11 protein-coding genes are annotated in these 12,956 nt (G+C 60.4%); 4 read left to right on the forward strand and 7 right to left on the reverse strand.

Annotation, left to right across the window (positions count from 1 at the left end):
* Positions 1–102 precede the first annotated feature (102 nt).
* The 7 genes from ACCD00_RS04715 to ACCD00_RS04745 all read right to left on the reverse strand — a co-directional run bounded on the left by ACCD00_RS04715 (position 103) and on the right by ACCD00_RS04745 (position 8,142).
* Positions 103–453 carry a copper-binding protein gene (locus ACCD00_RS04715; protein ID WP_413422325.1) on the reverse strand — a complete coding sequence of 117 codons (351 nt, stop codon included), beginning with the start codon at positions 451–453 and terminating at the stop codon, positions 103–105.
* Positions 450–3,608, reverse strand: coding sequence for an efflux RND transporter permease subunit (locus tag ACCD00_RS04720; protein WP_413422327.1), 3,159 nt, complete (start codon positions 3,606–3,608; stop codon positions 450–452). The genes ACCD00_RS04715 and ACCD00_RS04720 overlap by 4 nt, the downstream gene beginning before the upstream one ends.
* Complete coding sequence (locus tag ACCD00_RS04725) at positions 3,605–5,089, reverse strand: efflux RND transporter periplasmic adaptor subunit (RefSeq protein ID WP_413422329.1); 1,485 nt, start codon at positions 5,087–5,089, stop codon at positions 3,605–3,607. Before ACCD00_RS04725 ends, ACCD00_RS04720 begins: the two co-directional genes overlap by 4 nt.
* Positions 5,086–6,342: a TolC family protein gene (locus ACCD00_RS04730; protein WP_413422331.1), complete on the reverse strand. Its 1,257-nt coding sequence runs from the start codon at positions 6,340–6,342 to the stop codon at positions 5,086–5,088. The genes ACCD00_RS04725 and ACCD00_RS04730 overlap by 4 nt, the downstream gene beginning before the upstream one ends.
* Before the next feature lie 99 nt (positions 6,343–6,441).
* Positions 6,442–6,783, reverse strand: coding sequence for a hypothetical protein (locus ACCD00_RS04735; protein ID WP_413422333.1), 342 nt, complete (start codon positions 6,781–6,783; stop codon positions 6,442–6,444).
* A 256-nt stretch (positions 6,784–7,039) separates the two neighbouring features.
* On the reverse strand, positions 7,040–7,255 hold the full coding sequence (locus ACCD00_RS04740) for a hypothetical protein (protein WP_413422335.1): 216 nt from the start codon (positions 7,253–7,255) through the stop codon (positions 7,040–7,042).
* A gap of 113 nt (positions 7,256–7,368) precedes the next feature.
* Positions 7,369–8,142, reverse strand: a complete 774-nt coding sequence (locus tag ACCD00_RS04745; protein ID WP_413422337.1) for a ParA family protein — start codon at positions 8,140–8,142, stop codon at positions 7,369–7,371.
* Between the two features lie 448 nt (positions 8,143–8,590).
* Here ACCD00_RS04745 and ACCD00_RS04750 point away from each other — a divergent pair, with 448 nt between their 5' ends.
* Genes ACCD00_RS04750 through ACCD00_RS04765 form a run of 4 tightly spaced genes read left to right on the forward strand, consistent with a single transcriptional unit; the run spans position 8,591 to position 12,718 of the window.
* On the forward strand, positions 8,591–9,604 hold the full coding sequence (locus ACCD00_RS04750; RefSeq protein ID WP_413422339.1) for a 2-keto-3-deoxygluconate permease: 1,014 nt from the start codon (positions 8,591–8,593) through the stop codon (positions 9,602–9,604).
* On the forward strand, positions 9,601–10,881 hold the full coding sequence (locus tag ACCD00_RS04755) for a four-carbon acid sugar kinase family protein (RefSeq protein ID WP_413422341.1): 1,281 nt from the start codon (positions 9,601–9,603) through the stop codon (positions 10,879–10,881). Before ACCD00_RS04750 ends, ACCD00_RS04755 begins: the two co-directional genes overlap by 4 nt.
* A gap of 5 nt (positions 10,882–10,886) precedes the next feature.
* On the forward strand, positions 10,887–11,888 hold the full coding sequence (gene pdxA / locus ACCD00_RS04760; RefSeq protein ID WP_413422343.1) for a 4-hydroxythreonine-4-phosphate dehydrogenase PdxA: 1,002 nt from the start codon (positions 10,887–10,889) through the stop codon (positions 11,886–11,888).
* A 56-nt stretch (positions 11,889–11,944) separates the two neighbouring features.
* On the forward strand, positions 11,945–12,718 hold the full coding sequence (locus ACCD00_RS04765) for a DeoR/GlpR family DNA-binding transcription regulator (RefSeq protein ID WP_413422345.1): 774 nt from the start codon (positions 11,945–11,947) through the stop codon (positions 12,716–12,718).
* The last annotated feature ends 238 nt before the right edge of the window (positions 12,719–12,956 follow it).

The following is a 12,956-nucleotide window of genomic DNA, read 5'->3' on the forward strand; positions in this document are numbered from 1 at the left end:
AGCGATAGCAAGTAGTGATTTCAGCATAGCTGTCCGTCTCCTTGGGGCATCCTGTATCAGCCCCGCGAAAGGCGACAACCGGCCACAAGCAATATCAATACTTCATTTTTTTATGGAAACAATCGTGGCTCTACCGCCCTCCAGCTGAAAGGAAAACGATACATGGTCTCCAACCTTCAGCCCTTTGAGCTGATCTTGCGTCACTGAAAAGGCCATGGTCATCGGAGGCCATTGCACAGCTGGAACGGCACCGTGAGCGAGAGTCACCGTTTGCTTTGCAGTGTCCATGGCCTTGATCGTTCCCTCGGCGCTGGCGACTGGAGCCTGCTTCGACTCCTGCTTCATCTCCATGCCCTCCATACCATCCATTTGCATACCTGGCATATCCTCCGCGCGGGCAGAAAGCGATAGCGCAAATACGGTGCTTGCAACTGCAATAAGGGTCAGTTTCATACGACTTTTCCTTGAACATTGGTGGGTACAATCTGGAGTTGCCGGCGACGCATCAAGCGATACGCCGCCGGAATGACAAACAGGGAAAGCAAGGGTGCCGTGACCATACCGCCGACCATGGGTGCGGCGATGCGGCTCATCACTTCGCTACCCGTTCCGCTGCCCAACAGGATGGGTAGCAGGCCGGCGATGATGACGGCCACGGTCATGGCCTTGGGTCTGACACGCTGTACGGCACCTTCACGAATCGCCGCCACCAGTCCGCGCTCAGTGCTGTCGCCGAGGTCTTCACGTTCGGCCCAGGCGTTCTTCAGATAGAGCAGCATGATCACGCCAAACTCGGCAGAAACGCCGGCCAAGGCGATAAAGCCGACCCCGGTGGCGACCGACAGGTTGAACCCCAGCAGATAGAGGAACCATGCCCCGCCAGTCAGCGCGAACGGCAGAGTGGCCATGATCAACAAGGCCTCGTCGAAGCGGGCGAACGTCAGGTACAGCAGCACGAAAATGATCAACAGCGTGGCCGGCACCACCAGTTTGAGGCGTGCGTTGGCCCTTTCGAGAAACTCGAACTGCCCGGAGTAACTCAGGCTCATGCCCGGTTGCAACTTGACCTGTTCATTGACGACCCAACGCAGATCGGCAACCACCGAGGCAATGTCCCGACCCCGCACATCGATGTACACCCAGCCCGAAGGTCGTGCGTTTTCGCTCTTGAGCATCGGCGGACCGTCGCTGACCTTGACCTTCGCCACCGTGCCCAGGGTGATCTGACTGCCCAGCGGGGTATAGATCGGCAGTTGCTCCAGGGCACCGAGCGAATCGCGCCACTCTCGTGGGTAACGTACGTTGATCGGGAAGCGAGCAAGCCCTTCAATGGTCTCGCCGACATTTTCACCACCGATGGCACCGGCGACGATGGACTGCACATCGGCAATGTTCAGCCCATAGCGGGCGGCGGCTTTGCGGTCGATATCCACATCGATATAGCGCCCGCCAGTCAGCCGCTCGGCCAGCGCCGAACTGACACCGGGCACGTCCTTGGCCACTCGCTCGACCGCCTGGGTGACCGCATCGATTTCCACCAGATTGGTGCCGGCAACCTTCACACCGATCGGGCTCTTTATACCCGTCGCCAGCATGTCGATACGGTTTCGAATCGGCGGTATCCAGATGTTGGTCAAACCGGGAACGTTCACCACACGGTCCAGTTCCTCCACCAGTTTTTCCTGGGTCATGCCCGGGCGCCATTGCGCATGGGGCTTGAATTGAATGGTGGTTTCGAACATCTCCAGCGGTGCCGGGTCGGTAGCGCTTTCGGCACGACCGGCTTTACCGAAGACATGTTCGACCTCCGGGATGGTCTTGATCAAGCGGTCGGTCTGTTGCAGCAGTTGCGCCGCTTTCTGCGCCGACAACCCCGGCAGAGCCGAAGGCATATAGAGCAGGTCGCCCTCGTCCAACGGCGGGAGAAACTCGCCCCCCAAGCGAGACATTGGCCATAGCGCACTGACAAACACCAATAGCGCCAGCAGCAGCGTGATCTTTGGCCGACGCAGGACTGCATCCAGGGCTGGCTGATAGATCCGGATCAACCAGCGGTTCAACGGGTTCTGTTGCTCACTGGGGATTCGTCCTCGAATCCAGTAACCCATCAGCACTGGCACCAAAGTCACCGACAATCCCGCCGCGGCGGCCATGGCGTAGGTCTTGGTGAAGGCCAGCGGACCGAACAGACGCCCTTCCTGCGCCTCCAGGGTGAACACCGGAATGAACGACAGGGTGATGATCAACAGACAGAAGAACAGTGCCGGCCCCACCTCTGCCGCCGCTTCGGTCATGACGTGCCAATGACGCTCCCCCTTCAGTTCTTCCCCGGGATTGGCCAGGTGCCAGGCCTCGATCTTCTTGTGGGCGTTCTCGATCATCACCACAGCGGCATCGACCATGGCGCCGATGGCGATGGCAATCCCGCCCAAGGACATGATGTTGGCGTTGATGCCTTGGTAGTGCATGACGATGAAGGCAATGAGCACCCCCACCGGCAGGGAAATGATTGCCACGAGGGATGAGCGCAAGTGCCAGAGGAAGATGCCACACACCAGCGCGACAACGATGAACTCTTCGAGCAGCTTGTGGCTGAGGTTCTCCACTGCGCGGTCGATCAGCTTGCTGCGGTCATAGGTGGTGACGATTTCCACGCCGGCCGGCAGACTGCCTTTGAGTTCGTCAAGTTTCCTCTTGACCGCCGCAATGGTCTGGCGAGCGTTCTTGCCGCTGCGCAAGATCACTACGCCGCCGACCGTCTCCCCTTCGCCGTCGAGTTCGCTGATACCACGACGCATTTCCGGTCCCGTCTGGATCGTGGCGACATCGCCGAGGGTCACGGGCACCCTACCCGCGCCGAGCTTGAGCGGGATCGCCCGAAAGTCATTGAGCGACTTCAGGTAACCGGAAGCCCGCACGATGAACTCGGTCTCCGCCATCTCCAGCACCGCGCCACCCGTTTCCTGGTTGGCCTTGCCGATAGCCTCGGTCACCTCAGCCTGAGTGATGCCGAGGCTGGCCAGTTTGAGCGGATCCAGCTGCACCTGATACTGCTTGACCATCCCGCCGACTGTCGCCACCTCGGCGACGTTCGCGAGGGTCTTGAGCTCGAACTTGAGGAACCAGTCCTGAAGTGCGCGCAGCTGTGCCAGGTCGTGCCCGCCACTGCGATCCACCAGTGCGTACTGGTAGATCCAGCCCACCCCCGTCGCATCCGGCCCCAATGCCGGTTTGGCACTCGCTGGCAAGCGGCTTTGTATCTGGCTCAAATATTCCAGGACCCGCGAGCGAGCCCAGTACAGGTCGGTTCCGTCCTCGAACAGCACATAGACAAAGCTGTCGCCAAAGAACGAGTAACCACGCACCGTCTTGGCCCCCGGCACCGAGAGCATGGTGGTGGCCAACGGATAGGTCACCTGGTTCTCGACGATCTGCGGTGCCTGCCCCGCGAAAGGGGTACGGATGATGACCTGGACATCAGAGAGGTCCGGCAACGCATCGATGGGCGTGTTCTGCACCGACCAGATGCCCCAGGCCGTGACGAACAGCGTCGCCAACAACACCAGGAACCGGTTGGCCACGGACCAACGTATGAGGGCGGCGATCATGGCTGGCCTCCGGTTTTTTCCAGGCGCTCGACCCGCAGGCCATCGTCAGTCTGGCTCACCGCGACCCGAACCCTGTCGCCCGGCTTGAGGCCCTGCGTCAGCGCCGGATTGGCGAGCGGGAACGTCATCGTCATACCCGGCATGCCCAGCGTCTTGAAAGGGCCATGGGCGAGCGTGACTTCCCTGTCGTTGATCTCGACGATCTGCCCATCCGCTTCATGCAAGCCGGAGGCGGCTGCGTCGGGTGGCGACTCTTGCTCCGGGCTTGCAACAATGCCCTTCAGACTGGCCTCCGAGTCGAGCAGGAACTGGCCGGACGTAACGACCTTCTGGCCATCTTCCAGACCTTGCAATATCTCCGTCTTGCCATCGCTTTCCTGCCCGGGTTGCACCTCCACCGGCCGGTAGCGGCCCGCGTCTTCGGCAAGCATCACCAAGGCACGCCGGCCTGTGCGGATGACGGCCTCGCTCGGCACCCACAACACACTGTGCTGCGTTGAGCGGTTCAAGCGTACCTGCGCGGTCAAACCCGACCTGAGGCGTCCGTCCGGGTTGGGCAGTTCCACCCGCACACGCAGGGTACGGCTGTCCGGATTGGTCTCCGGCAGAATGGCGCTGACCTTGCCATTGAGCTTTATCCCCGGGAATGCGGGCAATTGCGCTTCAACCGTTTGCCCTACGGAGATGGTTCCTGCCTCCGACTCTGGAACGGCCACGGCCATCCAGACATTGCTCAAACCATTGACGCGAGCCAGCGTCTCGCCCGCTGCAACGGTCATTCCCGTGCGGACATTCAACTCTTGCAGCACACCACCAATCGGGCTGGTCAGCGTCAGGTAGGGTTGGACCTTACCGCCCCGCTCCACCTGAGTGATCAGTGTTGCCGGCATTCCTGTGAGCAGTAGTCGCTGGCGGGCCGCAGCCAGCAAGTCCGCATCGCCGTTGCGCTTGAGCGCCAGGAACTCGGTCTGGGCGGCGACCCACTCGGGCACCAGGATATCCGCCAACGCCGCGTTGGCTTTGAGCACATCACCTGGAGCATGGGCGTAGACCCGCTCCACAAAGCCAGGAGTGCGGGCCTGTATCACGGCGACATCCCGTTCGTTGAATGTCAGGACACCGCTCACATCGAGACTGGAATCAAAGATCCCGCGACTGACTGTCGCAAAACGCAGACCGAGATTCTGAGTCAGGCCGGGATCGATACTGACCGTCGCACGGTCGCTGCCGCCACTGGCATATTGCGGGACCAGTTGCATGTCCATGAAGGGAGACTTGCCCGGCTTATCGAACTTTTGCTGCGGGTACATGGGGTCGTACCAATACAGCGCCTTGCGTTCGTCCGGTGCATTGGGGCTCAGCTGCGGGGCGGCAACGGGTACTTCGCCCATGCGCTGGTGAGCGAACCAATAACCACCGGCAACCCCCAATGCCAGCGAGATGCCCACCAGCAGTGCCCCGTTCCATTTATTCAGGATCATTGGCTGGACTCCCCATAGGCAAAATACAGTCGCGCGCTGGTCAGCGCTCGTTGCTCTTCCACGTCGATCTGTTTGAGGCGGGCTTCGATGAGTTCACGTCGGGCGGCAACAACGGCATTCAAATCGCCCTTGCCGGCACGATAACTGGCCATGCTGAGTTCGACCTTTTCCCTGGCCAGCGGCAACAGGCTTTGCCGGTTTCGCTGTACTGCACGATTCAGGCGTTCGTAGTCAGCCAGTTCGCTCTCCAGTTGCTGGGTATGCTCACGTGACAGGGCTTCGCGCTCGGCCTCAAGCTGGCTGAGTTCAGCCTGTTTGGCCGCGATTCTGGGACTTTGGCGAGCGTCAGGGAACAGTGGCAGATCCCAGGAAAACTGCACGCTGACCATGTCGCCGAACTCACGGCCACGGTGCTGGTAATCCACTTCCCAGCTCCAGTCCGAGCGCTTCTCTGACACGGCCTCACGAACCTTGGCTTGCGCTTCGCGGGTCATCGGCGCAAACACTGCCAACTCAGGATGGTGTTGCAGCTTATGGGTGTAGCTTGAAGTATCGACAGGCCATTCAGGCAAGCTGCCGGCAGGCTTATCGTTGGCGGCAGGACCGATCCAGCGCTTGAGCGCCGCTCGTGCTTGCGTTCTCTGGCGAATCAGCTCGTCCTGTTGTTCCTCCAACCGAGCTGCTTCTTGCCTGGGCGTCACTGCGTCGGCGGGTTGAGCGCGGCCACCGGCAACCTGCGCCCGGACGGTCTCGGTCAGCAGGCGATTTTCTTTGTAAAAGTCCTGGAATAGCGCGTCTTTACGCTCAACCGAGTAGCTATTTATCCAGGCCAATGCCGTGGATTGACGAACGTTCAGACGTTCGACCCGCCGCTCTGCAGCAGCTCGATCAACGGCCGCATCGGCAACTTCAATGCGCGCTTTGCGCTTGTCGCCGTTGGGCATCTCCTGCCTGACTCCGACCATTTGCATGGTCATGAAGTCCTGGTCGATGCTCCAGCGATCCGGACCACCCACGGGGTAGTTCTGCACACCCAGCAGCAGCTTGGGGTCGGGTAGCTCACCGGCTGGAATAGCTGCACTGCTGGCAGCCTGAATTTTCGCGTCTTGTGCCGTCAGCGACGGCGCATTGTTTTCCGCCAGCCGCAACGCTTCGTCGAGTGTCAAGGCGCCAGCGAAGCTCGGCAATGCCAGTACGCTTGCCGCCAGGCCGGCCACGAGGGACCAGCCTGTGCAATAGCACTTGGAGTTCATGTTTACGATTCCTGTGATCATCCACTGCACGCATCAAAGGACACGCGCACAGCCATGCCATCCCGCTAAAACGGAATGACGCTCAATGTGGGTCAGGAATCAAACGCGGGGCGGTCGCCATACCCCGGAAGGGGTCGATACAGGTACGGAATCGCCGATGAGGGAAAGCACTACGGGGCTGAACAACGTAACAGGAGGCTTGATGATCGAGACTTGCAACATGCCACCCGTCTTGCACTCCTGCCCCGGCTTGCAGGGTTTGCCGTGCTCGGTCGGGCTTTTCATATCGTTGCAGCAGTCCATCCCCATGTCGTCCATCATCGCCATGCCCATTGCTTTCATCGGGCACGGCTCTGTCGGCGCCTGAACGCCCGCCATCCCGCTGAGGGGAAGCGCCAGGCTGATCACGAAAATGAGGCAAAACCGCAGGTAGCGTTTCATGGGGTTGGAGTGTAGCCGTCGGAAATAGTACTAACAATCAATTGAACACACGCTCTCGGTTGCCTTGCACAAAGCGCCGATTGCGCACGATCTCAGCGGATCAGAATTAAGCCAGCATTACTGACAGGAAAATGGTTCGTCAGCCCGGCATCGGCAATGGCGTTGAAAAGGGTCGACAGTGCGCCTGCGCCAGGGCCGATGAAAGTTTCGGCCTCGTTGACACGAAAGAGCGACCTGGAAACGCTTCCCTGACCGATCACGCGAGCTTTATGGTGCCGCCCTGGATATCGTCGCGCGCCATTCGCAAATCATTGGCGTCCTGGTTGAGCTGGTGAATCATGTTGAGCAAGCGTTGACGAAGCACCTCGTCCTGGAGCTGCTCTGCTGCGCGCATCACATCGAGCGCCGCTACCTCATTGTGAGTGGCGACTGAGTCGAGCAGTTTGCGCATGCTTCTTGATGGCCGATTCATCTCCAATCCCCTGGGTTTCGGTGACGCGAATCATATGGCTGGAATGTTTCGTCAGTGTTTCAGCTGAACGAGATGGAGGGACGACCTTAAGGGTCGGCCCGTCAGTGATGACGCTAGGCCGCCCGCTCCAAGGTATCCAGCAATCCAAAAAATTCCCGCGAAAGCTTATGCCGGGGAGCCAAATGAACAAGGGGTACTGAGACTTCGTGCGACTCGCGCATCTTGATGGAGCTGCTCAGGTAAACCGGCAGCACAGGTAAACCTTCGGCCAACAACTCATCAACGAGATTCTGGTGCAAGCCGGTATGCCCGGTGAACTGGTTGACCACCACGCCCTCTACTATCAGTGATTCATTGTGATCAAGACGTAGCTCCTCTGCCTGAGCGATGACGCGGTACAGCGCCTGGCGCGAAAAGCTGTCGCAATCGAATGGGATCAGCAATCTGTCCGCCGCCACCAGCGCACTGAATGTGTAGAAGTTGAGTGTCGCTGGTGTATCGATATAGATGCGCTCGTAGTCCTCGGACAGTTCAACCAGCAGCTTGCGCAGCTTATTGATCTTGTATTTGGACTCGAGTTTTGACTGAAGGTCCGTCAGATCGGAGCAGGCAGTCACCAAGTGAAGGTTGTCGTAAGAGGTCTCGGTGATGACCACTCGATTCCTTCTGCCTTCGAAGCCGCCGGATAGTGTCTGTCTGAAAAAGTCAGCGATGCCCGTTGGAATGCTTTCGTTGATCAGGCCTGTCAGGTAGTGAGTCGAATTGGCCTGGGGATCGAGATCAACCAGCAGCGTTCGGTAGCCTTCGGCAGCACTCGCTGCGGCAAGGTTGCAGGCAATGCTGGATTTCCCAACGCCCCCTTTCTGATTGAACACAACACGACGCATAGGGTTTTCTCATCCATGAAAACGGCCAAAGGCCGACTTGAGGAAATGTAAGCTCTCGTGTCAATTCTATGACCGAATTATTTCAGTTTTACGACAGCAACCAAGCCATTCAAATGTCAGCTCTTTAGCACTGCGCTTAAAGCAACAAGCGAGAAGAATCGCAGCATTGCTGTTCACCCAAGACAATTTTCAGACGAGCAAGAAACCTGTGACGAGGGGCTTTTTATCGGCGTTGCAAGGCTCTGGCCCGTACCGCAGGAGGGTTCGAACCGCTTGCGTTGAGCGGAATCCTTATCAGAAATGAGCGAAACGATCATTTTAATGATTGAATTGCGCAGTTTCAGTGGTTGGCTTAAGATCAATCTGACTGAATCAATCACGCGATGATCGATTCAGTCAGATTCGAGGTGAAACACGTCTTGCCAAACAATTATAAAAGGAGACCCTCGTGGCCCAGATTCCTATCAAGCGCACCATTGAACGCATCCCCGGCGGCATGATGATCGTGCCTCTGCTGATCGGCTCGCTCGTGGCGACATTCCTGCCTGACACGCCCAAGTTTTTCGGATCATTCACCAATGCGCTGTTCACCGGCGCACTGCCCATTCTGGCGGTGTTCTACGTGTGCATGGGCGCGAGCATCAATATCAAGGCCACGCCTTACCTGCTCAAAAAGGGCGGCACGCTGCTCGTCACCAAAGTCGGCATCGCCGTGCTCATCGGCATCGTGCTTGGCCACTTCCTGGGTGAGCAGCCGATATCCTCCGGGCTTTTCGCCGGTATCTCCACGTTGGCGGTGGTCGCCGCAATGAACGACACCAACGGCGGCTTGTACATGGCGCTGATGGGGCAGTACGGCCGCTCCGAAGACGTCGGCGCCTATTCGGTGATGTCGCTGGAATCCGGGCCTTTTCTGACCATGGTGACCCTCGGCATTGCCGGCTTGTCAGCCTTCCCCTGGCCGACGCTGGTAGGCAGCATCCTGCCGCTGGCCCTGGGCATGCTGCTGGGCAACCTCGACCGCGACATGCGCGACTTCCTGGCCAAGGCCGTGCCGGTGATGATCCCGTTCTTCGCCCTCGCACTGGGTGCCAGCCTCGACCTGCATAACGTCTGGCAGGCTGGTTTGCTGGGGCTCGGCATGGGTGTCGCGGTGGTCGTGCTGACCGGCATTCCGCTGTTCTTCGCCGATCGTTTGACCGGCGGCACCGGTGTTGCCGGCGTGGCGGCAGCCACTACAGCGGGCAATGCCGCCGCCGTTCCGGCGTTGATCGCAGCGGCGAATCCGGTGTACGCCGAAGCGGCCAAGAGCGCGACGATTCTGGTGGCTGCCTGCGTCGTGGTCACCGCGATCCTCGCACCGTTGCTCACCGCAGCGGTGGCCAAACGCGTGCAACAGCGCAAACCCGCCGTCATCCCCGAGTCGGACCTACAGGCGCAAAAGCAGGAAGCCCTGCGATGAGCATTCTGATCATCGCAGACGATCTGTCGGGCGCGGCGGATTGTGCCATCGGCTTTGCCAGCGCGGGGATGCAAACGGTCGTCACGCTCGACCCTTTGCATGACAAGGCTGACGCCCAGGTGATTGCCGCCGATACGGACACACGGCGCCTGTCCCCGGCGCAAGCCGCCGAACGCACGGTCGCTGCGTACAAGGCGCTGCAGCGTCCCGGTCAGCGGCTGTACAAGAAAATTGATTCGACCTTGCGCGGCAACTGGGCGGCGGAAGTGGCCGCCCTGCAACCGCTGGCGGGCCTGGCCATCGTTGCCCCGGCGTTTCCTGCAACCGGGCGCACGTTGCGCGGTGGCCGGGTGTTCGTCAACGGCCAGCCGCTGGAAACCACCGATACCTGGAAGCTCGAAAACGCCGATCGCCCGGCGGATGTCGAGGCGATGCTGGTGGCCGCAGGCCTGAGCACTGCCAGGCTTGATCTCGACACCTTGCGCGGGAATGAAGAAACACTCGTGCGTCACATCGCTGAAGTGGCGAGCAAGGGTACCCAGGCGCTGATCGTCGATACACAAACCGAAGACGACCTGCTGACGATCGCTCGCCTGACCGCGTCCATGGAACAGCCGCTGTTCTGGATCGGCTCGGGTGGGCTGGCGCGGGAAATCGCCAGTCTCGCGGATTTTTCCGAAGCACGCTTCACGGCAATCGAACCCACAGCACAGGAAAAAAGCCAGGCACCGATTCTGATCATGGTCGGCAGCCTGTCAGGTGTCTGCGAGCGGCAATGCGCACTCCTCAAGGAGCGCGGCGGGGTCAGCGAACTGGTGGTCCCGCCCGAAGTCCTGCGCCAAGGCACGACGCACGTCGATTGGGCGCTGTGGCAAGCGCGCATCGGCGAGCGGCTGGACGGCTGGAGCGACCTGCTGCTGCGCATTGGTCGCGACGAGGCGTTCGATCCCCAGGAGGGTGCTCGACTCTCAACCCGGTTGGCCGTGCTGGTAGAACCGCACTTCGCCAAGGTCAGCGGCCTGATTGCCACGGGTGGCGAGACGGCGCGGGCCATATTGACCACCGTCGGCATCGACAGCCTGCAATTGCTCACGGAAATCGAAGCCGGCGTGGCTTTCGCGCGCCCCACCGTTTCCCGGCAAGGGCATCGTCCCGGCATTGTCACCAAGGCCGGTGCATTCGGCACTGACCGCGCCTTGTATGCGGCATGGCAGCACTTGAGCGAACGCGCCGATCGCTCCCCGCCCCAACGTACCCGAATCCAAGGACTCCAATGAACGCTATGAGCAACTACCTCCCCATCATCGGCATCACCATGGGCGACGCCTCAGGTGTCGGTCCGGAAATCATCGTCAAGAGCCTGACCCACGACATCGTCTACCAACAATGCCGGCCATTGGTGATCGGCGATGCGCGGCGCCTGGAGCAGGCCAACGTGATTGTCGGCGGCAGCGCCAAAGTGCGCCGTATCGAAGACGCCTCCCAGGCGTTGTACGAGGCCGGCACCATCGATTGCATCGATCTCGACCTGATCCCCGATGACCTGCCGTTCGGCGAGCTGTCACCCATTGCCGGTGACGCTGCTTATCAATACATCGCCCGCGCCGTGGAACTGGCCGAGGCCAAACAGATCGATGCGATCTGCACCGCGCCGCTGAACAAGGAAGCGTTGCACGCCGGCGGTCACAAGTACCCCGGCCACACCGAAATGCTCGCGCACCTGACCCACGTCGACGAAGTGTCGATGATGCTGGTGGCACCGCAGCTGCGGGTGATTCACGTCACGACCCACATCGGCATCATCGATGCGATCCGCAAGATCGAACCGGGCCTGGTCCAGCGCACTATCGAACGCGGCAACGCCACACTGATCAAGGCCGGCATCGCCCGTCCGCGGATTGGCGTGTGCGGGATCAACCCGCATGCCGGTGAAAACGGCCTGTTCGGTTATGGCGAGGAGGAAGAAAAAATCATCCCGGCAGTGAAGCTGCTGCAGGAACGCGGCCTCGACGTGACCGGCCCGTTGCCGGCCGACACCCTGTTCTTCCGCGCCGGGCGTGGCGACTTCGATCTGGTGGTGGCGATGTATCACGACCAGGGCCACGGTCCCGTCAAGGTACTGGGGCTCGAAGCCGGGGTGAACGTGACCGTCGGCCTTGAAGTGATCCGCACCTCGGTCGATCACGGCACCGCCTTCGACATCGCCGGCAAGGGCATCGCCGATGAGCGCAGCCTGCTCGAAGCACTGCGCCAGGGCGCTGAGCTAGCCACACGACGGGGATGAGGTGCAGCGGCACTGTCGTGTAAGATCGACCACCGCCCAACCAACGAGCCCCCGCCATGAAAGTGTCCGAACGCCACCGCGCCATCCTCGATCTCGTACGCATCGGCGATGCCAACGTCGAGCAATTGAGCGCGGCCCTCGGCGTTTCGGAGGCGACCGTGCGGCGCGACCTGACCATGCTCGCCAAGCAGCGGCACCTGGTCCGCACCTACGGCGGCGCCACCGCCGTGGTGGGTGTCCATGAACCCGAAGCCTCGCTGGAAGAGCGCAAAACCAGCCAGTGGGAACAGAAAGACGCCATCGCCCTTGCAGCGGCTGCCCACGTCCAGGACGGCGACACCGTCCTGCTCGACGGCGGCACCACTTGCGCCGCACTGGCTCATCATTTGTGCTCGCGCCAGGACGTGCATGTGGTGACCAACAACCTGCTCGCCGTAATGACCCTGGCCAACGCGCCGGGCGTGCGCCTGACCTTGATCGGCGGTGATTTGCGCGGTTCGAGCATGAGCACCCTGGGGCCATTGGCCGAGCTGACGTTGAGCCGCCTGAGCGTGGACAAAGCCTTCCTCGGCGCAGACGGCGTCGTCGCGGAATTCGGCTTGTGCGAGGCGAGTGCGCAGCAGGCTTATCTCAAGGAATGCATCATCAAGCGGGCTGCGCAGATCGTCGTTCTCGCCGACACCGACAAACTCGGGCGAGCGCGGCAGCAGCATTGGACGCCTATCGAACGCGAATGGCGATTGATTACTTGTGCAACTGCCGATGACGCTGCCCTCGCACCGTTTCACGCGATTGCGCAAATCACTGTAGAAACCGTGGACCTCGCCTGATTGCCTGCCCCGCCCTCCGTAAACATGCTCCGGTCAGCCGGTCTGTGACTGAATGGGTGGTTGCGCCGTCTCATTGCCAAACGGAACGTCGCTTGAGCCACTCGGATGTTGATAACCCAGAGTGGATCCGTGGCCCGATAGCAGTCATTTTCGGTCCATGTCCTGTCACATCCACTGCGTGAAATCTTGCGCAAAAATCCGTCATGACATGTTATGACCTCATCAAAAAAAGGCGTTT

The organism is Pseudomonas sp. Pseusp3 (assembly GCF_047304225.1).
Taxonomy (GTDB): Bacteria; Pseudomonadota; Gammaproteobacteria; order Pseudomonadales; family Pseudomonadaceae; genus Aquipseudomonas; species Aquipseudomonas fluorescens_CD.